The following is a 21,049-nucleotide window of genomic DNA, read 5'->3' as shown; positions in this document are numbered from 1 at the left end:
GACTTGCGTATAGGAGGCGCGTCGGAACGGAGGGGCGAAGCATCGCTAGCCGCATGCGGCAAACGAGGCGATCACCTTCTTGACGTCACGCGAGATTGGCCTTGTCGAGCCCGAACGCCTTGTCCGACGAACCAGGCACCATGCGGAACGCCACGTTCAGGCGATTCCAGGTATTGATCGCCCCCACCAGGAAGGTGAGGTCCGACAGTTCCTTCTCGCTGTACTGGGTGCGCACGCGCTCATAGATATCGTCGGGCACGCCGTCGGCGGGAAGCCTGGTCAGCACCTCGGTCCAGGCCAGCGCGGCGCGTTCGCGCGGCGAGAACAGCGTCGACTCGCGCCAGATCGCCACATGATGCAGGCGCAGTTCGCGCTCGCCGTGGATCTTTGCCATCTTGATATGCATGTCGACGCAGAACGCGCAGCCATTGAGCTGCGATGCGCGAATCTCGACGAGCTCGCGAATGGGCTCTTCGATCGTGGTCTTCTGGAAGAGCGCGCCGAACTCTATGAGCTTCTTGGTCAGTTCGGAGGACTGCTGGAAGTAGTTAAGGCGTTGCATCATGATTCTCCGCTGGCAGTTGACTAAAAGTTGAGCTCACCGAGGCTGCGCGGCTTTATTTGCCTTGGGGTCGGCTTGGACGGAATAATACGCTTCGACAGACCACGCGGTAGTGCTCTCACGGTACCCACTCTGTTGTCGCATCGGCACCAATCGCAGCGATTTTTATGGTGCAACATTCGCGCAACCGTCCTTGTGACGCGCGAAGGCGCCAACAACGCGTCTCCGCAACAGAAGGATTCGTAGTCGTTGGGCGAGACCTGCAGAGTCGAATGGTTAGGGGATCGGAATAGTCTCCATTGCACGCTGGCCGGAAGTCGCCCGGTTCAAGTTCGTACCCGTCCTTTTTCCGGCTTCCGCCATGGCTTGCAGGGAAACGTCCGCCTCAGCCCGTGTTGATATCGAGAGTCTCCACGGATCGCTAGCAGACATCGTCGCCGAGCTCCTCGTTGAGGAGGCTCGCGATCGAGTCGAAGAACGCTTTGCACTTGAAGCTGAGCGCCTTGCCGGTGATACCGCCTATGGGACCGGCGCCATTGCTCGGGTGGATGGTCGAAGAGAAGGCGATAGCGCCTCATGTTCCAGTTTTGGACAAAACCCGCCGCGATGACGGCACGTTCCCGCGAGAGGACTTGCGTTGGGACGAGGAAGTCAATGAGTACCGCTGCCCCGGTGGGAACGCTCTGCGCAGCGATTGGCGTGCATATACGCCCCCCCCGCACTCACGTCACGAAGGCCGACACCATCATCTATCGATCCAGCCAGCACGACTGCGGCGGATGCGCGATGAAGAATCAATGCTGCCCGAACATGCCATTCCGCAAGATCGCGCGCAGCGTCCATGAGAACGCGCGTGACGTTGCACGGAAGCTAGCGGTGACGCCCGAGTTCAAGCAGTCGCGCCGGGAGCGAAAGAAGGTGGAGCTATTTGCCCATCGGAAACGAATCTTGAAGCTGGATCGCTTGCGGCTACGAGGGTAACCGGAGCGCAGGACGAGTTTCTATTAGCAGCAACAGCGCAAAACCTGCGACGAATGGCAAAGCGGTTGATGCCGTTCGGTGAAGATCCGAATGCAATAGCGGCGTAGCAACGACGCACCGGGTCGCAAGACCCTGGAAGCTCGAGCGCTGCGGATCAACGAGAGCCCCTCGGCACGCGCACTCCTATCCTGGCCGAGGCCAAAACCGGGTTTTTCAACAGAATCCCTGGATAGCCGACGTCGACGAGGCGAGGACTTGAATCGCGAAAAGGGTTAGGGCGGACGGCGACCTGGCCTCCGGCCACCGTCACTTCCCAGTTTGAGACATTCGACGGCCACGACCAGATTGGCAACAATCGTTGGCATATGGGTGCGGCCGAACGTTAGCTCGAGCCATCGGTCATTATTGCTGCGTGAGCATCAGGTTCAGGTTCTGCACCGCAGCGCCGGATGCGCCTTTGCCAAGATTATCGAAAACCGCGGACAGCAGGACGTGCCCGTGTTCCATGTTAGGAAATACGCTTAAGCGCATGTCGTTCGTACCGTTCATCACCTGCGGATCCAGGTGCTTCAAGACACACGATTCGTGCAGCGGCAAGACACATACGTGGGCCGCCTCGGCATAGTGGCGTGCGAGGCATGCGTGTAACGTGGCGCCATCCACGTTGGGTGCCAGCAGCCGCAACTCCAAGGGGACCGTCAGCACGATGCCCTGGCGGAACGCACCAATCGCAGGAACAAAGATGGGACGCTGCGCGAGCCCGGCGTGCTGCTGGATCTCCGGGGTGTGCTTGTGCGCGAGTTCCAGACCATATACCTGGTATGAAGGCGCGTTGATGGCACCCTGCCCCTCATGTTCCTCCACGCCGGCACGCCCGCGTCCGGAGTAGCCGGACACCGCGTGAATGCTGATAGGGTAGTTGCCTGGTATGAGCCCAGCCTGCAACAGGGGACGCAGCAAGCCAATTGCACCGGTCGGATAGCAACCGGGATTGGTGACCCGACGTGCGTTCGCAATGCGCTCAGCCTGTCCCAGCGTCATTTCCGGAAAGCCGTATGTCCAGTCCTGCTGTGTGCGGTGGGCGGAACTTGCGTCGATTACTCTGACGGCAGGATTAACAATGGCGCCCACTGCCTCGCGCGCGGCGGCATCAGGCAAACAGAGGATGGCGATGTCGCAGGCGTTGATGGCTTCTGCGCGACGCCGCGGATCTTTGCGTTCCGCAGCGGCAAGCGTGAACAGTCTAAGGTCGGTCCGGTTGCGCAGCCGTTCGTGGATTTGCAACCCGGTGGTGCCTTGGTCGCCGTCGATGAAAACAACGGGAGAGCTCATACGTGGAATACTCCAGTGACTTTGGGCTGTAACAAGTAGAACGAGCCCATATGTTCCATAGATCGCTAGAATAGAGAAAGTTGAATTTCATAACGTTAACATTCATTTTTTCTGAATCTGGACATCGACATGCGAGAGATCAGCCTGGACCGCTTGCGCACTCTGGTCGCCATTACCGACCGTGGCTCATTTGCCGATGCGGCGCGTGCATTGCACCTGGCGCCGCCAACGGTCAGCCTCCACATCGCCGAACTCGAAGACCGCATTGGGGCCCCACTCCTGTCACGGAAGCGCGGACATGTAAGGCCGTCGGCGATCGGAGAGGTGCTGGTGGAGCGCGCGCGTCGACTGCTGGCCAATGCGGAGCAGGCGTTAGACGATATTCAACGCCAGGTGCAGGGGCTCGAAGGGCGCGCGCGGCTCGGTGCGTCGACTGGCGTGATCGCGCACCTCTTGCCGCAAGCGCTTGAGGTGCTGCGCCAGCACCATCCCGCTATCGACATTCAGATTGCAGTACTCACTTCGCATGAAACGCTGTCCCGACTGGCGGATGGAACGCTGGATGTTGGGCTGGTCGCACTGCCTCAGCCCCCGGTGGCTGGACTCGTGATAAAGCCTTGGCGCCGCGACCCCGTGATGGCCTTTGTGCCGGCGCATTGGCGATGTCCGGCCCGCGTCACGCCTGAATGGCTCGCCGCCCAACCTCTCATTCTCAATGACGCGACCACGCGTCTCTCGCGTCTGACTGCGGAGTGGTTCGCGGCTGGGGGGCAGCATCCTGCGCCGCGCATTCAGCTCAACTACAACGACGCGATCAAGAGCCTGGTAGCGGCAGGTTACGGCGCAGCGCTGTTGCCCCATGAGGCCACTACGCCATTACTCGACAGGCGCATTGTCATGCGTCCGCTGCGCCCGGCGTTGTGGCGTCGGCTCGGCATTGCACATCGTGCGGGGTACGTTGAGCGTTCCACGCAACACGTACTTGATGTGTTGTGGGATCTGCGATTGACGTAGGAGTTGCCATTTGCCGCTTCGGTTCGTTCTCGCCGGGACAGTAGCCTTATTGCACGCCACGACGAACGAATGGCCGGTTTGTAAGGATTTGACTGACCGAATCGGTTAGAGACGGCCGCAGTTTCGCGGCGGGCATAGAGTTGATCCATGTGCCGGTAAGTCGGGGCCTGCATGTCGAAGGGCAGCGTCATCAGGTCCGCGTAGCGGCCGATCTTGCTCGCATCGGAAGGCTCGACGCTTTCCGCCAGCGCGCCCGGCAGGTGAACGATTGCGCCACAGAGCAGGGAAATCATGATGCCTGGCACGCGACGCTTGGAAAAATTACGCATGACCATCTCCCTGAGTGGATTGAACTGGAGGCGATTCTCGGAGGCTGGCGACCGATGGGACAAGGGCAGGCTTCTGCCCTGTCCCGGATCACCGCTGCGCCCGTCAGAAAATGTGGCGCACACCCACGGCAACTGCGGTCATCCCCCGTTGTCCCGGCGTCGGGAAGTAGCCAGTCGCAAAGCCGGTATTTGCCGAGTCGAAGTTCACGCCGGCATTGCGTGCGTATGCGGTCGTCAGATAGACGTCGGTACGCTTCGAGAATGCGTAGTCCGCCACCAGCGCCACTTCCCACGGATTGGCTGGATTGCCTTCGGCGCTGGCCGGGGCGAGCCGCAGGGACTTGATGTTCCAGTAGTAGTAGCCGAGCTGGAAGTTCAGCGCGGCGGTGGCCTGGTAGCTGCCGCCCACCCACCAGAAATCGTCGCGCGACAGCGTCGCGCCGCTGGCAAACTCCGTGGAGCCCCAGCGATAGCCCCCCATCACGCTGGCCGGCCCCCGGTTATACCGGAGAGCGACTGCTGCCTTGCGCTGCACGCCGCTCTGCCCGGCAACGATCGCCGGATGCCATTCGTCATAGGCCAGCGCCGCGCCGAAGCCATTCGACAGATAGGACACCCCGGCGCCGAAGCCCGAGTCGTCGCGCGAATGGCCGGGCACTTCGCCCGCGCCAGCACCCGCCAGCGGCGTCATGCCGGTCAGGCCGACCCCGGTCCCGAAGGAATAGTGCGCCATGGCCGTCACCGCACCAAACGTCCCAGAGTACTTCACTGTGTTGTCCGATCGGTTGTTCAGCCCGGTCAACGCGCCCACTGGCTCGTACAGGCTTGCATACCGGAGCGGTGCGAAGTTTGCCAGCGTCTCAAACAGCGGTGTGTACTGGCGGCCCAGCATGAACTTTCCCGCGTCTGCTTGCAGCCCGACGAACGCCTGCCGTCCGAAGAGCCTGCCACCATTGGCGGAAACACCATTGTCCACGCCAAAGCCGCTTTCCAGTACGAAAATGGCCTGCTTGCCGCCGCCCAGGTCTTCAGCACCGCGCAGACCCCAGCGCGGGCCGGCCAGGCCGCCGATCGAGCCCATCGCAAAGCGGCTGCCGCCGGGCTGGTAGGTGACCTGACCGTTGGTGAGCGTCGGCGGGCTGCTGGCCATCTTGCTGACGTACTCGACAGGAACGTCGACGACACCATAGAGCGTCACGCTGGTCTGCGCCATGGCGGGAGCCGATAGGGCCAGCGCCACGGCGCCGGCAAGGGCGCAGCGATTGAGGGAATGCTTTGTCCCGAGAGTTGCCTTCATGGTGAATTGGAATTGCTCTGTGTTCTGGTTCTTGGTTGGCCCGGTCCGCAAATCGGGCCCATGGATCCGGCTCATCAACGCTCCGGCGTGGCGAGCTTTGCGCGCACCAGGTCGCTGGCTCCGGTCAGTTCGCCAAGGGGACGTTGGGCAGAGAGAAGCGGCAGCCCCTGCTGTTCCATGCGTTGGAGCGTCAGCGCCTGTTCGCACTGCGCGGCTGCCTCGGCCCGCGGCATGAAGACGATGCCGCCTTCATCGGCAATGACCAGGTCGCCCGGCACGACCACGGCGCCGCCGCAGCTCACCGGCACATTCATGGCCCCGCCGGTGCCTTGCAGACGCGTGGTGATACTGCTGAACCCGCGCGCCCAGACAGGCAGCCCGAGTTCCCGGATTTCCGCCGGATCGGCGCAGGGGCCGTCGACGATGACGGCGGCCACGCCGGCCTTGGCGATGGCATGTGCAACGCCGCCACCGAGGCAGGCATGGCGGTTGTCGCCCAGCCGGTCGATCACCAGCACATCGCCCGGACGCAGCATGCCGACCACGTGGTGCAGCAGCGTCGAGTCGGCCGCCGGCAGCGCCAGCGTGACCGCCGGCCCCGCGATACGGGGGGCGTCAAAGAGCGGGCGGATGCCGCTGTCGGGAAAGCCCAGCAGGCGGAAATGACCGATCGTGGCGGGCTCTGCCTGGATTGCGAGGCCGTGGAGTTCCTGCGGCAACGGCGCCGGCATCTTACGAATGTCAAACATGGTGTCGCTCCGGTTCCGGGTCACAGCACACGGTGCTCACGCAGCGGCATGCGCGCGCGCACCTGCTGCAGGTAACCCTTGTCAAAGGCTGCCGTGGCGTGCCCCTCCACGTTGGACACCTGGGCCACCACCTGACCCCACGGGTCGACGATCATCGAGTGACCGAAGTTGCGGTACTTGCCTTCGCCAAAGGTGCCGATTTGTCCGGGTGCAACGACGTAAGTCTGGGTCTCGATGGCGCGGGCGCGCAGCAGAACTTCCCAGTGCGCGGATCCGGTCTCGAACGTAAAAGCCGAGGGGGCCACGATGACATCGGCGTCCTTGTCTGCCAGTGCCCGGTACAGCTCCGGAAAGCGCAGGTCGTAGCAGATGGAAAGGCCGACCCTGACGCCTTCGATGTCGACGCATACGACCTCTTCGCCCCGGCCCACGAGCTTCGACTCCTTCAGTTCGGTGCCATCGGCAAAGACCACGTCGAAGCGGTGGATCTTGCGGTACTTCGCCAGCAGCATGCCGTCTCGGCCGAGGACCAGGGAGCAGTTGAAGATCTGGTCCCCGTCGCGCTCCATCATGCTGCCGATGTGGAGATTCACGTTATGCAGGCGGGCCGCCTCGCTGAAGGCGCGGTAGGCCTCGCCCTCCGCCAGCGTTTCGGCGGAAGCCCGCATGTCGGCGGGCGAAGCGCTGATGCAGGCGACCATCTCCGGCAGCACGACGAGATCCGGGGTATCTGCCTTGACCGCGCGGTCCAGCAGGGTCAGCGCCTTGTCAAGATTGTTTCGCTTGTCGTTGCTTGCGTTCAGTTGGATGACGGTGATTTTCATGGCGGTACGTGCGTATGGTGGTGGATCGGATGGGTAAAACCAGGAATTCGGGCAAAGCGCTCCCCTCTCGGGGAAGAGTCCCGAGAAAAGGACGGGGAACAGCCGGGAAATCACCGGCGCGCCGGAACGGCGCACCGTAGAGGCGTCAGGGGCGTCGCCCCCGTGTCGTCAGGACACCGTGCTCGCGGCCCGGGCTCTCGCGCTGATCGTGTAGCTCGCCAGCACACCGGTCGAGATCAGCAGCGCGACAGCCCCGACGATGGACACTGCCGCTCGCAATGCGCCCGGGCCCGGGGTGATGAGGCCGGTCATCTGGCCGACGAGGAGCGGTCCTACGGCCAGTCCGCAGATATTGACGGCCATTACATAGACTGCGGAGACACGGCTGCGGATCGGCGCAGGGGTGCGTAGCTGGAGCAGTGCAGGTGCCACGCCGATGGCACAGGTACAGAGGGCATGAAGCACCGCGGCGCAGCAAAGCGTCAGGATCGGGCCGTGAGCCAGCATCAGCATCACGGCGAACGGGAGGCCGAGGAGTGCCGCCGTCACCGGTACCCGCAACACGGCCAGTTCGTGTTGCGTGCGCTGGATGCGGTCGGCGCTCCAGCCTCCGACCAGCATACCGGCCACGCTGGCGACCAGAACAACCAGGCCGTAGGGACGGCCAATCTCGCCGGGCGTCCAGCCAAACTCGCGGGAAAAGATGGAGGGCAGCCAGGACAGGAGCGCGTAGTTCATGGTCAGCAAGCCGGCCATACCCACGAACAGGGCGACAATGAAGGAGCGGTTGGACCACATGTAGGCCGCAGCGCTGGCATGGGCGGTCGTCGGCTGCTGGCGGTCGCGCTCCGGGTGCTGCGCCTGGCCGCCTTTTTCCGTGCGATGGAGCATCCACCCGAGAATCGGCGTCAGCAGCAGTCCCGGCACCGCGACGGCGACGAAGGTTGACTGCCAGGGAGTCAGGGTGCCGAAGCCCGGGTAGACGGCCGGCCCAATGCCCTTCAGGTGGTCGTACAGCGCACCGACGATGTAGAAAGCCGTGCCCGCGCCGATCACGGCGCCGACCTGGAACACGCTCAGGGCGCGATTGATCATTGTGCGTGGGAACTGGTCGTGGATGATGGCGTAGGCAGCCGGCGCCAGTGCGGCTTCCCCGGCCCCGACCAGCATCCGCGAGACAAGCAGGCCGACGAACCCGCTCGTCAACCCGCAAGAAGCGGTCGCCACGCTCCAGATGAGCAGCCCGACGATGATGGTGCCCTTGCGCGACCACTTGTCGGCAAGCCATCCGCACGGCAGGCCAAGCACAGCATAGAAGAGGCCGAAGGCGAGGCCCTGCAACAGTCCGATCTGGACGTCGTCGATGCCGTAGTCCTTCTTGATAGGCTCGATCAGCAGCGACAGGGCAAAGCGGTCGACGACCGAGATGACCATTGCGATGGCCAGCACGATCGTCAGCAGCCAGGCCCAGCGTCTGGCCTTGCCGCTCACGGTTTGGTCGGAAAGGTGGTTCATGTGTCTTCCGGGATTCGGTTTTTGCTTTATGCCTTGCCTCATGGGAGGGGATCACCGGTGCTGCTGGCTGGCCTGCAACGCCTCGTTTGCGGCGCCCCAGATCTGGCTGAGTCCACGGTAGAGGGCAAATTGCTCCATGGCAACGAAGATGCGATCTGCGCCGTGCTCAATGGCAAACGCCTGCTCTTCAGGACTCCACGCGGGGAACACCCACGACTTGCCCGCATCCTTCGCCGCGTCCACGATTGCGCGGATGTCGGCCCAGTCACCCGGCTGCCGCTTGTAGATCCCGCGTCCTCGGCGGATTGACAGATCGGTCGGCCCAATGAATACGCCGTCGACGCAGGGCAATGCAAGGATCTGCGCAACTTCCTTCAACGCTTGCTCGTCCTCGATCATCGGATAGCACCGGGTCCCGCGATCCTGCTGTGCAATCCATTCGTCGGCCGGATAGGCGAAGTTGGTGGTTCGCCCCCCGGCAAGGCTGCGGTCGCCCAATGGCGGGAGCTTCGCATATCCGCAGACCCTCCTAGCCTCCTCTACGCCGGAAATATGGGGAATGACGACTGCGTCCGCCCCGAAGTCCAGCGCCTGCTGGACGGCTTCGCGCGTCGGGCCCAGCACTTTGGCGAAGACCTCATAACCGAGCGCCTTGAGAAAGGGGATGAAGCGGTCCAGCGCGTCGAGGTCGAACGTGCCGTGCTCGATATCGAGAATCGCGACGCGATAGCCGATGACCTTGCCAATTTCGGCGGTCGCAATGCTTGGGCCCGAGAACCACAGGCCGAGATGTTCGGAAGAAAGTGTGTGTGCCATGTCCTGATGCGCGGATGTGAGCGAAATGGAAGGTCCCCGCCGCCATCGCCGCGATGCCGGCTAGATTTATGAATACTTCGTGTATACACGGTGTGCTGAAATATAAAAGCCATGCGCCACCCCAACAACTGGCGTTTACCCCGATCTTCGAGTGTCTCGATACACTGACTCAGCGCCCAATCGGCTAACATTCGAGAAGCGGCGCTCCCTTGCATGCCAAACTGCAAGGCTGACGGGAGCGAATTGGAAAAGCTAACGACGCCGTTTGAATACACGGCGTACACCCCGAATTCACGAATGAAACCAAGCAAGTCAGGAGAACCCACGTCGACCGGATCGCTCCCTTCTGCTGCAGAGCGTGCCTACGAACACATCCTCGACAGGATCCTCCGCGGTGAGTACACCAGTGGGGACTTCATTGAAGAGGAGCCGGTTTCTGCAGTCATCGGCGTCTCGCGCACGCCCATACGCGAAGCGCTCAGGCGCCTCGCCGCGGAGAGGTTCATCGAACTGATCCCGCGCCGGGGCGCGCGGGTTCGCGGCGTCACGCCTCAGGAACTACGCCAGTTCCTGGAGGCGCGGTTTGCCATAGAGAGCCACTGCATCCGGACGATCTGCACGCGCAAGCCGGCGATCCCGGCTGGACTTGCCCACCTGATTGGCGAGATCAGCCGACTTGTGATGGAACAGAAGTTCTTCGAGGCAGCAGAACTCGACCGACAGTTCCACCGGTCCATCGTCGCCCTGGCCGGCAACGACTTGATGGTGGAACTCTTCGACATGCTGCGCTTCCGCTATTTGCTCGCCATGCTGGCAACCCCGCCCGATCCGCAACTGGTGCGGGCGGTCGTCGATGAACATGTGGAACTCTTGGCCGCCCTGTCAGCCTACGATTCCGCGCGGGCGCTCAAGCTCCTGGCCGCCCATCTGGATCCCGAGCACGCGCCCAGGTTTCACGTGACGGCTGAAGCGGCAGCTTGAGGCATTGTCCCAAGCCAGGCAATGCGCCGTAGGCTTGGGTCGTCCCGATGTATGGGATCCCGTGGAATGGTCAACCACTTGCTGGCCACGCGTGTGCCATCCGTATCTCGCCGTTAGCAAGCTAAGGTAAGACTGCGATGCCCTCCAGCGCCGAACATCCGGCACGCAAGGTAGATCACTGTGCGGCCGTAGCACGCTGAAAGTTGACGTTGAGGCGACGCCGGATCGAATGACTGAGACGGCCTGAGACGCTCGCAGTTTCGCAGCGGTCATCCGACGACCGGCAGAAGGAGTCATTCGACAAGAGCTGCTTTGTGATCGACAATCGGTGTTCCGATACGACCACGCTAAAAGCTCATGAGGTGCCTGTTAAAAATCAGCCTGTTGCGTCAGTTGTTCGCAATCAGCCTTGCCGCAGCGGTTGCATTGCCCGTACTGGCCCAGGAAATCTACAACGACCTCGCCTCCAGGCCGTCCGGAAGAATCTATTTCAACAGCGTCACCCCGAAGAGCAAATGGGAGCTGGTCCATCGTAAGTACGACAGGAAACCAACGACCGTTTGGGGCATGCTGTACATGCCCAAGAGCGTCCAGGGCAGAGTCCCCGCCATGGTGATCTCCCACGGGTCGGCGGGCGTACAGGAAAAGGACATCGACCGCTGGGTACGTGCGTTCAACCAGATGGGAATCGCAGCGTTTGTGGTCGACTCGTTTGGCGGGCGCGGGATTACTGGCACCATGGATGACCAGTCGCAATTGAGCGCTGCCGCCAACGACGCCGATGCGCTATTTTCCTTGAAACTGCTGAGTACGGATCCGCGTATCGATCCGCAAAGAATCGGGCAGATCGGATTTTCACGGGGTGGGCACGTTGCGATGGATCTGGTGCTCGAATCGTTCCGAAAAGGTGTCATCGACGACGATACACGGTTCGTTGCGCTGATTGGTTTCTACCCCGGATGCACTCAACTCTGGTGGGAGGCCCCGCCACCTCCGTTGACAGGGGCACCATTGATGCTGGCCGTGGGCGAGAAGGATGACTACACACCAGCGCAGCCGTGCCTCAATGTCGCGGACACCATGAAGCGAGATGGACAGTCGGTGGAGGTGCACGTGTACGCCGGGGCTTATCACGATTTCGACAATACGCACGTCTACTTCAAGTACTTTCCCGGTGCCACGACGCTCCGCGATTGCCCCCAGGCTATCCTCGACGTTCGGCACGATGCGTATTACCGGCTGCTGAGCGGCGAGAAATACGCCAGCTTCCAGGCTATGGACGCTGAATACAGGCGCTGCATTGCTCGAGGCGTCTCAGCCGGGTCCAGTCTCGATCAAGGCAGAAAATCTGAGGCTGATGTAAAAGCGTTTTTGACGAGGGCAATGGGCTTGTAGCGATGGCGCTCTGCTTCCGTGGAAGCGGCCGGTTCGCTGGCGGCTGACCCACCGTCCGTTCTATGTGACAGGCTGGGACACCAAACGGAATCGCCGGCTGCTGGAGGTCTTCCAGAGACACCCGAAACATTTCGTGGGCCCGATGCTCGTGTTCCAGTATCCGCCGCCCTTTCGGGATCTATTCAAGCAGGATTATGACGTCCTCTATAGCCCGGACCCCTGGGGAGAATCAGGGCATTTGCAACGCAACTAAGGCTAGGAAATGGTCGGAATCTGCACGTGTTAGAGCGCATCATCCGTATTAGGGCGCGTTACACATCGCCCCATAACACATTATGGCCTCACAAATAGCACCGACCTCAACCGAAGGACCGAACGATGACGAAATACCTTATCTCCTTTCCTGGAAGAGCGATGGAAGTCCCCGCCGAGGATTTTGCCGCCGTGGGCGAAGCTGCGCACGAGGTCATGCGCGAGGCGAAGGCTGCAGGCGTGTACGTGTTCGGTGGTGGTATCAACGAGGATGTCGCACCACTCATGGTCGCCTCAGACGGCACGGTCACAAACGAAACCTATCCCCAGACGAAGGAGTTCGACGGCGGCTTCTGTGTCCTGCAGCTCCCGTCGCGCGAAGCCGCCATCCTGTGGGCGGCAAAGATTGCCAAAGCTTGCCGCTGCTCGCAGGAACTCCGCGAGTTTGGGTATGACCCCGAGAGCTGACGGGTAGGGCATCATTGAATCCATGATGAGAAACTCTCCCCTTTTATCGGTGACCGTCATGCCCGCCAGATGGCCTCGCCCGACAAGCGCTGCGGGGCACGAGAAGATCTAGATCTGGATCTGCGTACCAATCTCGATCACGCGATTTGCCGGCAGGTTGAAGTAGTCGGCAGCATTGCCGGCGTTCCTGCTCATCGTGGCAAACAGGCGTTCACGCCATAACGCCATCCCACTGGGAACACCAGCCGTCGGAATAATGGTTTCGCGGCTCAGGAAGAACGAGGTGTCCATGATGTCGAACGCGAGGCCAGACCCGGGAGGCAGCGCATAGAGCGCCTGCGCAATGTCGGGCCGGTTCATAAAGCCGAAGCGCAGCGTTATCCGGTAGCAGTCGTGTCCGAGCGGTTCAACGGTGGCGCGCTCGGCCGCCGGCACCGTTGGCACATCCTTCATCTTCACGGTAAGAAACACCACGCGCTCGTGCAGCACCCTGTTGTGGTTGAGGTTATGCATCAACGCGTGTGGCACCACGTCGGGTGTCGGGGAGAGGAATACCCCGACGCCGGGCACACGCGGTGGTGGTGAAAGAAATAGTGATTCCAGGAACGACTTAAGCGGCACGTCTGTGCTTTGAAGGCGATCCAACAGGGCTTTCCGGCCGCGAAGCCATGTCAGCATCACAACGAACATCCCGGCCCCGACGACGAGCGGAAACCAGCCGCCTTCGGCGACCTTCAACAGGCTGGAGGAAACGAAAGCCATGTCCACCGCGATAAAGAAGCCGGTTGCGAAGAGGCTTAGCAACAGGTTGTAGCCCCAACCGTAGTGGATCACAAAGAAGGTGAGAAGCGTCGTAGCCAACATCGTGCCGGTGACTGCGACACCGTATGCCGAAGCGAGATTGGACGAAGACCCGAAGCCGAGCACGGCAGCCAGAACCGCAACAAGCAACATCCCGTTCAGGGTCGGTATGTAGATCTGGCCGATCGCCCGTTCCGATGTCTGCACCACGTTCATGCGTGGCAGATAGCCCAACTGGATTCCCTGCTTCGTCAGCGAGTAAGCCCCCGAAATCGTCGCCTGCGACGCGATCACCGTTGCCGCTGTCGCGAGTGCGACCATCGGATACAGGGCCCACGACGGATAGAGCAGGTAGAAGGGGTTCTCGATTGCCTTTGCATTGACGATGATCAGCGCACCCTGCCCCAGGTAGTTGAGCGCAAGGGCCGGAAATACCAACCCGAACCAGGCCAGGCGAATCGGGGCACTGCCAAAATGTCCCATGTCGGCGTAGAGTGCTTCGGCGCCGGTGAATGCGAGCAGCACCGCCCCCAGCACGGCGAACGAGGCGAACCCGTGCTGCGTAACGAAACCGAGCGCGTGCAGCGGGTTAAGCGCGCCCAGGACCGCGGGATACCGGACAATGCCGTCGATGCCCGCCGCGGCCAGGGCAAGGAACCACACTATGGTGATGGGCCCGAACAGCGCACCGATGGCTGCGGTGCCATGCCGCTGGAACAAGAACAGCGCGATCAGCACACCGACGGATGCCGGCAGGATATAAGGCTTCAGCACGGTAGTGCCCACCTCTATGCCCTCGAGCGCCGAGAGTACGGATATGGCAGGTGTCAGCACGGCATCGCCATAGAAGAGCGACGCGCCGAACAGGCCCACGAGCAGGATCGGCGCCGGGGAGCGACCCACCTTTTTCACGGACGACAAGGCAAGTGCGAGCAGTGCCATGATGCCGCCCTCCCCCCTGTTGTTCGCCCGCATGATGAGGATCACATACTTGAGCGAAACGACCACCATCAGCGCCCAGAGGATCGCGGAGATACCGCCAAGTATGTTCTCGGTGACGAGGGGGATCCCGTGGGCCGGATTGAAGGTCTCCTTGACCGCGTAAAGGGGACTCGTGCCGATATCACCGTAGACGACGCCCAACGCAGCCAGCGTGAGGGCTGCGCGGGATTGCCGCAGGTGCGAGTCGCCTGCCGTCTCATGGTTATTCACATAGGAATCCACGGCTGGTCCTCGAGATCATTGAAGCCTCCAGCGCCAATCGGGCTCTGGCCACGCAGGGCGGCCTGAGTGGCGGCCCTGCAACTCAACATCCCAACATTGTGAGCATAGACGTTGAGCTTGCTATCAGCATTGGTGTTGTCTCCATGGACGGAGTCTTCGCAGCAGGGATGCCTTATGTTGCGATGCATGAAGACAATGGCGGCCGGATCGGCACGGCGCTGCACTACATGCCGAGTTGCAACAGGCCGCTACAAGCCAACCGAAGCAAGCCTACACTTATCCACGACCGGTCCAACCCATAAGCCGGCCTCTACGCCACGCCAAAACTCGATCGGCGTGGACTGTCATGCTCGTCAGGCAGTCGGCCATCGCGGTCGCCCACCCGATCGCAGCCGGTACTCGTGACCGTTGCTGCCGAGCCAAACCGCTCATTCCGGGGGCCAAGGAGAAGCCATGGAAGAGATCGCAAACATCACAGTCTTGTTCATCGCGGGCTTTGGCCCGATTGTTCGCGAAGCGGAGGCAAGCCGCAGGCTGTACCGCCAGACCTTCGGTATCCCCTTCAATGAGGAGAAAGGCGGCTACCTTCATACGGAGGCGCTGAAAGGGGCAAACAGCTTCGCCCTGTGGCCGCTCTCCGAGGCAGCCCGGTCCTGCTACGGCAGGGATTCTTGGCCCGATGACGTTCCTGTCCCGCAAGCCTGGATTGAGTTTGACGTTGACAACGTCGAAAAGGCTACGGCGGAGCTTGAATCACGAGGGTATCGAATGCTGGTCAGGAACAAGAAGGAGCCGTGGGGCCAGACCGTCAGTCGTTTCATCGGACCGGAAGGGTTATTGGTAGGGATCACCTTTACCCCATCGATGCGAGAACAGAAATAATGTTGGCTTCAGTCAAGAGTGGGGGGGCGGCAAGAAAGTCCGGTTCCTGCGTCGGTATGGCAGGGCACCGCTGCGTTTCCGCGCACTTCAGGCGCCCCCCTGCACACTGGCTTGTGAATTGAATGCATCAAAGGTATTGCGCACGCATTCCGCCATTCGGCTTGCCAGGACGTTCAGGGGGAAATGGTCGGACGTAACGGCGTAGCTTCGGAACAGGACGTCGCCAGAGAAGGGTATCTCACACACGTCGGCGAGACCGAGAGCACGGCTCACTATCGGGCTTACGATCGACACACCGAGTCCCTTGCTCACCATTTTGCAGATGGTTGTGGCGTACGGCGTTTCGATGGCAAGCACTCTGGATTCCAGCGGGAAGTGGCGGTCGATCTCGCGCCTGTTCGAGCTTTCCACAGGCAAGGAAATAAAATGCTCGCTCTCAAAATCAGCCGGCTCCAGTACAGTCCTTGTCGCGAGCCGATGGGAACGGGAGACGATGCAGATCCCGCGCGCCAGGTTTATCTCTTGATAATGCAGACTGGGTAATTCAGTACGGACCGAGCAGAATCCAATATCGCAAAATCCTGTCGCCGTCCATTTGGCAACGACGTCTGACCTTCCCATGTTGACGAGTACCGGAATATCGGGAAAGGCCTGTCTGAAAACCCGGATTGCATCGGGCAATACGCTCTCGGCAATGGATCCGACTGCGCCGATCCGGAGTAAGCCGGTGCCCCTGCGCCGGATTGAATTCGCGCTTTCGTCGAGCGACTCCAGCCCAATGAAAGCCCGCTCGACGTCGGCATAGAACGCTTCCGCCTCCGCCGTCGGGATGAGTTTGGTTCCACTACGCTGGAACAACTGAAAGCCAACCGTGCGCTCCAGTAGCGCGATCCAGCGACTGATATTGGGTTGCGAGGTGTGCAGAAGGCCCGCGGCCGTCGTCATGGAGCGCGACATCATCACGGCACGAAACGCTTCGATCTGCTTGAAGTTCATCGTACGGCTCCAAAAGGAACGGATTGTGGCACGCCGTGCCGTGCGCGACACGTAGCCTAGTGAGGCATATCAGAATTGTATAGGAAGCTGCGAAATGCTGATTTGACGTATAGATGGCGGCGAACCCAAACTCAATTCATGTTCTTCTTCGACAGGTTTTGATAATGGAATCCAAAGTTAGCCGCCGGCTCAAACAGCCTCCTGCAAGGGAAGTTATCCAGTACATTTTCCAGCCCCGAACCACACGTGAATTCTTTACAAAGAATTTTGAGGTTCTGACTCAGATTAACCTCGCCCATCTGATTATGCTTGATCAGCAAGGCATACTTGACCAGAACACGACTTTGACCCTCGCCAATGCGATTCTGAAAATGCGGGAGGATGGCCCCGAGGCGGTCGAACTGGATGCAGCGCGAGAAGATGCTTATTTCAACTACGAAGCCCACCTGATCAAGCTGGTTGGTCAGAATCTCGGTGGCCGGTTGCACACGGCACGGAGCCGAAATGATATTGGCGCGACCAATGACCGGATTCGTGCGCGCAGCTTTGTCCTGCGGATCTGTGCAGCCCTTGTGGGTCTGTGCGATGCGGCGCTGACCCAGGCGGGCGAATACGCCACCCATGTCATGCCCGGCTATACCCACATGCAGGCCGCGCAGCCGATCACTTATGGGTACTACTTCTCGGCATTGGTCGAGGCGTGGTCCCGAGACATCGACCGGCTTCTGCATGTACTTGAAACCATCGATGGCTGCCCGCTCGGGGCGTGCGCACTGGCCGGAACGTCATTCCCCATCGATCGCGTCCTGACCAGCAGCTTGCTGGGCTTCAGCCGGCCACTCGGGAACGCGCTGGACAGCGTGGCATCGCGAGACTTTGCGCTGGAGTTGAGCGCGACGCTCTCGATCATGATGATCACGTGCAGTCGGATGGTGCAGGACTTCTATATCTGGTCGACGCCCGAGTTCGGATTTCTGAGCTTTCCGGACAGCATCGCCGGGACGTCCAGCATCATGCCGCAAAAGAAGAATCCGGTTGTGCTGGAGTACCTGCGTGGCAAGACCGCGCATCTTATCGGCCTCACGTCGGGCGCGCTCACGACGGTGAAGTCCACGCACTTCACGCATTCTGGCGACAGCAGCCGCGAAAGCACGCGAACCTGCTGGGAGAGCTGTGAAGAAGCGCTGAAGTGCCTTGAACTGATGAAGTTGCTGGTACAGGACGTTCAACCGGATCGTGAACGCATGGCATCGCGGGCCGCAGGGGATTTCTCCGCCGTAACCGATCTGGCCGACCTGCTTGTCCGGAAGGCAGACCTCTCGTTCCGCGACGCCCATCACATCATCGGCGCTGTCGTGCGGCGTGCGCTCGATGAGGGCCTTCCGGCTACCGCGATCACGCCGGAGATGATCGATGCCGCAGCAGAACAGCAGGTCGGACGAGCGGTGGCGCTCTCCGGCGAGGACGTTGCGAAATGCCTGGACCCGATCTTCAATGTGGATGGGCGCCGGTCATACGGTGCGCCAGCTCCGCAAGGCGTGATCGCACGGATCGATGAACAGAGACTCGCGCTCGGGAAGCGGGCTGATGCCCTCGAGGCGACCGACAGGCGGATTCGCGATGCATCGGCGTTGCTGGAGCGGCGCACCCGGGCGCTCGTTTCGTCCGACCACCAGCCGCCGGTTTCGGCGCATGCCCGCTGACATTCCGAAGGAGACGACCATGTTCAAGTTCACTACGGTGCTTGTTGCTGCCATGGGGTTCTGCTCCGTCGTCAGCGCGCAAGCGTATCCCGACAAGCCGGTCGATCTTGTCGTGCCGTTCGCACCAGGCGGGACCGTAAACCTTACCGCGCGGCTGCTGGCAACCCGCATGTCCCAGGTGCTGGGCCAACCGGTCATCGTGGACAACAAGCCCGGCGCTGGCGGAGCCATCGGCGCGGCATTCGTCGCCAGGGCGCGCGCCGATGGGTATACGCTGTTGTACGCGACGATGGGCAGTCAGGTCATACAACCGCTGTTGTCCAGGAACCTGCCGTTCTCGCCGTCGAAGGACTTTGCGCCGATTGCGCTCTTTGCTACGGTCCCGAACGTGCTGGCCGTCTCGGCCAGTACGCCGGCGAGGAGCATGGCGGAGCTGCTCCAGTACGCGAGGGCTAATCCCGGGAAGCTCAATATGGGCTCCGCGGGACAGGGGTCCGTCAACCACATGATCGGCGAGCTCTTCATGCTCCGGTCCGGAGTCAAGTTCACGCACGTCCCGTACAAGGGCGCCGGTCCTGCAGCAGCCGATCTACTGAGCGGTCAGATACAGGTTCTTTTCGTGAACCTTCCCACCGTGCAACCCTACGTCAAGTCGGGCCGGGTCCGCTTGCTCGGCGTGGCCAGCAGGCAGCGCAATGCCGCGATCCCCGATGTTCCGACCTTCGAAGAGCTTGGCATCAAAAATGCGGAAACGGAGTCCTGGTCAGCACTGATGGCGCCCGCAGGAACCAGCCCGCAGGTGATAAGAAAGCTCCAGGACACTGTCAGGTCCATCATCGTCGAACCCGAAATGGTCAGGCGGCTGACGGCCCAGGGCGCGCAGCCGTTCTATGGCTCCGGGTCGGAAATGGCCAGGTTGCTGGCCGACGACAACAGGCGTTGGAACGAGGTCATCAAGCACGCCAACGTTCAACTGGAATGACCGGGCCGCGCCCCCTGGAACAGCCAGAAGGAAGAATGTCCAGCTAGCGCCCAGTCATTCCGGCAGGGGATGCCTATAATGCACACCGGCCGGCACCGCCCGCGATGGCGGAGCCCGGCCCGCCGAAACCTCCCCCACTCTTCCATCCACCCTTCCATGCGCCTTCTTCGCCCTCGCCTTGCCCACGCCACGCTATCGTTCGCGATGACCGCGGGCCTTGCCGTCGCCACCGCTGCCCTGCTCGCGCCCGTCGCCCATGCGCAACCCGCGCCGGTGGTCTGGCAGATGGGCACCGAATACCCGGCGACGTCGATGCCGGGCGAGGGACTGACCACGTTTGCGCAAGAGGTTTCAGCCCGCACGCAGGGCGCGATGGCCCCGCAGCCGACCTTCGATGCCAGCGCGGGCTTCAAGTCCGCGCAGATGCCGGCCGCGATCCGCGACGGCAGGCTGCAGGCCGGCGACGCATTCGGCGGTGCGCTGGGCGAGGTCGATCCGATTTTCCTGCTGTCGTCGCTGCCGTTTGTGGCGACGTCGGTCGACAAGGCGCGCCGGCTGGCCGACCTGACCCGCGCGGACTACGCGCGCGCCTTCGAGAAGCAGGGCCAGCATCTGCTCTACGTCACGCCCTGGCCGCCCACAGGCCTGTGGTCGCGCCATCCCGTGGGCACGCTCGACGATCTGCGCGCGCTGTCGGTGCGCGCCTATGACGAGACCTCCGCCGAGGTCATGCGCGCGGCGGGGGCGAAGGCGCAGAACCTGTCGTTTGCCGACGCCATGCCGCGCCTGAAGGACGGCTCGGTGAACGCCGTGCTGTCATCGGGCGATGGCGGAGCCGGCCGCAAGCTGTGGGACTACCTGCCCAACTTCACGGCCATCGGCTATGCCATGCCGTTGTCGTTCACGACCGTCAACGCCACCACATGGCAGGCCCTGACGCCGGCCCAGCGAGATGCCGTGACCGCGGCGGCCAGCGCGACGGAAGACAAGCAGTGGGCGCGGCTGAATACGCGGCTGGCCGAGAACACTGCCCGCATGCGCGCCAACGGGGTAACGATCCAGGACAATCCGGCGCCTGCCGTGCAGCAGGCGCTGCGCGACGCGGGCCTGAGCGCGGTGGCGATCTGGCAATCGCGCGTGGGCGAGCGCGGGGCGGCACTGCTGAAGACCTACCTCAGCGCGGAAGCCGGGCTGCGCTAGGCACGGGCGATTTACAAAGCGAAACGGGCAGCCTTCGGGCTGCCCGTTTTCATTGCCGACGGCGCCTGCCCCGGCGTGATGCCCGCCTGCCTGAGACGCCTGGTTTGGAATAGCCTGGCGAGCTGCCATGGGGCCAGGAGCTGCCATTGCCCAATTTCAAGACCGGACGCCCAACGTTTGACACGAGGGGCGGCCGCTAGTGGGCGAAGCCCGCTTATGGACGTCCCCTTGATGGAAGGGTTAGGATCCTCGCGCAGGCCCACACACTTCAGGAGAACTCATGTTTGACCACGTCAAATTCGGAGTCAGCGACTATGCAGCGAGCAAAGCGTTCTTCCTCAAGGCACTGGAACCGCTCGGCGTAGCTGTTGCCTCGGAGGGGCCGCCTGCGTATGGTGTCGAGCTTAGCCCAAAGGGTAAGGCCTCATTGTGCCTGTACCACACCGAGGAGAAGCCGTCGCATCTTCACTTGGCGTTCACGGCCGAGAATCGCCAGCAGGTCGAAGCTTTCTATCGCGCGGCTCTGGAGGCGGGTGGCAAAGACAATGGTGCGCCTGGTCTGCGCCCGCACTACCACGCGAACTACTATGCAGCGTTCGTCATTGGTCCGGACGGACACAACATCGAAGTGGTTTGCCACGAACCCGAGGCCCTAAGGTAGGTCGGGATGCGACGATCGGGTGACGGGCGAACGTAGGTCGCTTGCCCGGAGCATAGGCCGAAGGCCTGACCAGGCGGATCGCTAA

The 21,049-nt window shown here is 61.9% G+C and carries 18 protein-coding genes and 1 pseudogene; 10 read left to right on the top strand and 9 right to left on the bottom strand.

Features of this window, described 5'->3' with window-relative positions; genetic code table 11:
• Positions 1-85: 85 nt before the first annotated feature.
• Positions 86-565, bottom strand: a complete 480-nt coding sequence (locus tag RM96_RS13300; RefSeq protein ID WP_039011106.1) for a carboxymuconolactone decarboxylase family protein — start codon at positions 563-565, stop codon at positions 86-88.
• Between the two features lie 397 nt (positions 566-962).
• Here RM96_RS13300 and RM96_RS37070 point away from each other — a divergent pair.
• Positions 963-1,650: pseudogene (locus tag RM96_RS37070) on the top strand (transposase); the annotation flags it as partial.
• A 295-nt stretch (positions 1,651-1,945) separates the two neighbouring features.
• On the opposite strand, the gene argC reads toward RM96_RS37070, so the two are convergent.
• Positions 1,946-2,875, bottom strand: a complete 930-nt coding sequence (gene argC / locus RM96_RS13290; protein ID WP_039011105.1) for an N-acetyl-gamma-glutamyl-phosphate reductase — start codon at positions 2,873-2,875, stop codon at positions 1,946-1,948.
• Between the two features lie 129 nt (positions 2,876-3,004).
• Here argC and RM96_RS13285 point away from each other — a divergent pair, with 129 nt between their 5' ends.
• Positions 3,005-3,889 carry a LysR family transcriptional regulator gene (locus RM96_RS13285; RefSeq protein ID WP_039011104.1) on the top strand — a complete coding sequence of 295 codons (885 nt, stop codon included), beginning with the start codon at positions 3,005-3,007 and terminating at the stop codon, positions 3,887-3,889.
• A gap of 432 nt (positions 3,890-4,321) precedes the next feature.
• Here the strand turns inward: RM96_RS13285 and RM96_RS13280 are convergent, their stop codons facing one another.
• From RM96_RS13280 to RM96_RS13260, 5 genes are all read right to left on the bottom strand, one after another.
• Positions 4,322-5,515 carry a porin gene (locus RM96_RS13280; RefSeq protein ID WP_039011118.1) on the bottom strand — a complete coding sequence of 398 codons (1,194 nt, stop codon included), beginning with the start codon at positions 5,513-5,515 and terminating at the stop codon, positions 4,322-4,324.
• A 74-nt stretch (positions 5,516-5,589) separates the two neighbouring features.
• A complete protein-coding gene (locus tag RM96_RS13275; RefSeq protein WP_039011103.1) occupies positions 5,590-6,264 on the bottom strand; it encodes an RraA family protein in 675 nt (224 codons plus the stop codon).
• A gap of 20 nt (positions 6,265-6,284) precedes the next feature.
• Positions 6,285-7,088 carry a carbon-nitrogen hydrolase family protein gene (locus RM96_RS13270; protein ID WP_039011102.1) on the bottom strand — a complete coding sequence of 268 codons (804 nt, stop codon included), beginning with the start codon at positions 7,086-7,088 and terminating at the stop codon, positions 6,285-6,287.
• A 168-nt stretch (positions 7,089-7,256) separates the two neighbouring features.
• Complete coding sequence (locus RM96_RS13265) at positions 7,257-8,603, bottom strand: MFS transporter (RefSeq protein WP_039011101.1); 1,347 nt, start codon at positions 8,601-8,603, stop codon at positions 7,257-7,259.
• Between the two features lie 51 nt (positions 8,604-8,654).
• Positions 8,655-9,419 carry an HpcH/HpaI aldolase family protein gene (locus RM96_RS13260; RefSeq protein ID WP_039011100.1) on the bottom strand — a complete coding sequence of 255 codons (765 nt, stop codon included), beginning with the start codon at positions 9,417-9,419 and terminating at the stop codon, positions 8,655-8,657.
• Positions 9,420-9,716: 297 nt separating this feature from the next.
• Here RM96_RS13260 and RM96_RS13255 point away from each other — a divergent pair, with 297 nt between their 5' ends.
• The 3 genes from RM96_RS13255 to RM96_RS13245 all read left to right on the top strand — a co-directional run bounded on the left by RM96_RS13255 (position 9,717) and on the right by RM96_RS13245 (position 12,515).
• Positions 9,717-10,400 carry a GntR family transcriptional regulator gene (locus RM96_RS13255; RefSeq protein ID WP_052279490.1) on the top strand — a complete coding sequence of 228 codons (684 nt, stop codon included), beginning with the start codon at positions 9,717-9,719 and terminating at the stop codon, positions 10,398-10,400.
• Positions 10,401-10,757: 357 nt separating this feature from the next.
• A complete protein-coding gene (locus RM96_RS13250) occupies positions 10,758-11,795 on the top strand; it encodes a dienelactone hydrolase family protein (protein ID WP_039011099.1) in 1,038 nt (345 codons plus the stop codon).
• Between the two features lie 378 nt (positions 11,796-12,173).
• Positions 12,174-12,515 carry a YciI family protein gene (locus tag RM96_RS13245; protein ID WP_039011098.1) on the top strand — a complete coding sequence of 114 codons (342 nt, stop codon included), beginning with the start codon at positions 12,174-12,176 and terminating at the stop codon, positions 12,513-12,515.
• A gap of 108 nt (positions 12,516-12,623) precedes the next feature.
• On the opposite strand, the gene RM96_RS13240 is transcribed toward RM96_RS13245, so the two are convergent.
• Positions 12,624-14,540: a potassium transporter Kup gene (locus RM96_RS13240; protein ID WP_052279489.1), complete on the bottom strand. Its 1,917-nt coding sequence runs from the start codon at positions 14,538-14,540 to the stop codon at positions 12,624-12,626.
• Between the two features lie 453 nt (positions 14,541-14,993).
• On the opposite strand from RM96_RS13240, the gene RM96_RS13235 reads away from it, so the two are divergent.
• Complete coding sequence (locus RM96_RS13235; RefSeq protein WP_039011097.1) at positions 14,994-15,422, top strand: VOC family protein; 429 nt, start codon at positions 14,994-14,996, stop codon at positions 15,420-15,422.
• An 87-nt stretch (positions 15,423-15,509) separates the two neighbouring features.
• On the opposite strand, the gene RM96_RS13230 is transcribed toward RM96_RS13235, so the two are convergent.
• A complete protein-coding gene (locus RM96_RS13230) occupies positions 15,510-16,418 on the bottom strand; it encodes a LysR substrate-binding domain-containing protein (RefSeq protein WP_039011095.1) in 909 nt (302 codons plus the stop codon).
• Positions 16,419-16,582: 164 nt separating this feature from the next.
• Between RM96_RS13230 and argH the strand changes: the two genes are divergently transcribed.
• The 4 genes from argH to RM96_RS13210 all read left to right on the top strand — a co-directional run bounded on the left by argH (position 16,583) and on the right by RM96_RS13210 (position 20,964).
• Positions 16,583-18,121 (top strand): argininosuccinate lyase, encoded by a 1,539-nt coding sequence (argH, locus tag RM96_RS13225; RefSeq protein ID WP_039011114.1) that lies wholly within the window; start codon positions 16,583-16,585, stop codon positions 18,119-18,121.
• A gap of 19 nt (positions 18,122-18,140) precedes the next feature.
• Positions 18,141-19,103, top strand: coding sequence for a Bug family tripartite tricarboxylate transporter substrate binding protein (locus RM96_RS13220; protein WP_039011094.1), 963 nt, complete (start codon positions 18,141-18,143; stop codon positions 19,101-19,103).
• A gap of 156 nt (positions 19,104-19,259) precedes the next feature.
• Positions 19,260-20,303, top strand: coding sequence for a TRAP transporter substrate-binding protein (locus RM96_RS13215; RefSeq protein ID WP_039011093.1), 1,044 nt, complete (start codon positions 19,260-19,262; stop codon positions 20,301-20,303).
• 280 nt (positions 20,304-20,583) lie between these two features.
• Complete coding sequence (locus RM96_RS13210; RefSeq protein WP_039011091.1) at positions 20,584-20,964, top strand: VOC family protein; 381 nt, start codon at positions 20,584-20,586, stop codon at positions 20,962-20,964.
• The last annotated feature ends 85 nt before the right edge of the window (positions 20,965-21,049 follow it).

It is taken from the genome of Cupriavidus sp. IDO, assembly GCF_000812465.1.
Taxonomy (GTDB): domain Bacteria; phylum Pseudomonadota; class Gammaproteobacteria; order Burkholderiales; family Burkholderiaceae; genus Cupriavidus.
Note: the sequence above shows the minus strand (reverse complement) of the source record. Positions and strands in the feature narration are given on the sequence as shown.

Bases quoted from the DNA above. Each gene is read 5' to 3' on its own strand.
- RM96_RS13275 (WP_039011103.1), bottom strand. From the start codon at position 6,264: ATGTTTGACATTCGTAAGATGCCGGCGCCGTTGCCGCAGGAACTCCAC.
- RM96_RS13220 (WP_039011094.1), top strand. From the start codon at position 18,141: ATGTTCAAGTTCACTACGGTGCTTGTTGCTGCCATGGGGTTCTGCTCC.
- RM96_RS13250 (WP_039011099.1), top strand. From the start codon at position 10,758: ATGAGGTGCCTGTTAAAAATCAGCCTGTTGCGTCAGTTGTTCGCAATC.
- RM96_RS13255 (WP_052279490.1), top strand. From the start codon at position 9,717: ATGAAACCAAGCAAGTCAGGAGAACCCACGTCGACCGGATCGCTCCCT.
- argC (WP_039011105.1), bottom strand. From the start codon at position 2,875: ATGAGCTCTCCCGTTGTTTTCATCGACGGCGACCAAGGCACCACCGGG.
- argH (WP_039011114.1), top strand. From the start codon at position 16,583: ATGGAATCCAAAGTTAGCCGCCGGCTCAAACAGCCTCCTGCAAGGGAA.
- RM96_RS13235 (WP_039011097.1), top strand. From the start codon at position 14,994: ATGGAAGAGATCGCAAACATCACAGTCTTGTTCATCGCGGGCTTTGGC.
- RM96_RS13260 (WP_039011100.1), bottom strand. From the start codon at position 9,419: ATGGCACACACACTTTCTTCCGAACATCTCGGCCTGTGGTTCTCGGGC.
- RM96_RS13300 (WP_039011106.1), bottom strand. From the start codon at position 565: ATGATGCAACGCCTTAACTACTTCCAGCAGTCCTCCGAACTGACCAAG.
- RM96_RS13245 (WP_039011098.1), top strand. From the start codon at position 12,174: ATGACGAAATACCTTATCTCCTTTCCTGGAAGAGCGATGGAAGTCCCC.
- RM96_RS13230 (WP_039011095.1), bottom strand. From the start codon at position 16,418: ATGAACTTCAAGCAGATCGAAGCGTTTCGTGCCGTGATGATGTCGCGC.
- RM96_RS13215 (WP_039011093.1), top strand. From the start codon at position 19,260: ATGCGCCTTCTTCGCCCTCGCCTTGCCCACGCCACGCTATCGTTCGCG.
- RM96_RS13210 (WP_039011091.1), top strand. From the start codon at position 20,584: ATGTTTGACCACGTCAAATTCGGAGTCAGCGACTATGCAGCGAGCAAA.
- RM96_RS13270 (WP_039011102.1), bottom strand. From the start codon at position 7,088: ATGAAAATCACCGTCATCCAACTGAACGCAAGCAACGACAAGCGAAAC.
- RM96_RS13285 (WP_039011104.1), top strand. From the start codon at position 3,005: ATGCGAGAGATCAGCCTGGACCGCTTGCGCACTCTGGTCGCCATTACC.
- RM96_RS13265 (WP_039011101.1), bottom strand. From the start codon at position 8,603: ATGAACCACCTTTCCGACCAAACCGTGAGCGGCAAGGCCAGACGCTGG.
- RM96_RS13280 (WP_039011118.1), bottom strand. From the start codon at position 5,515: ATGAAGGCAACTCTCGGGACAAAGCATTCCCTCAATCGCTGCGCCCTT.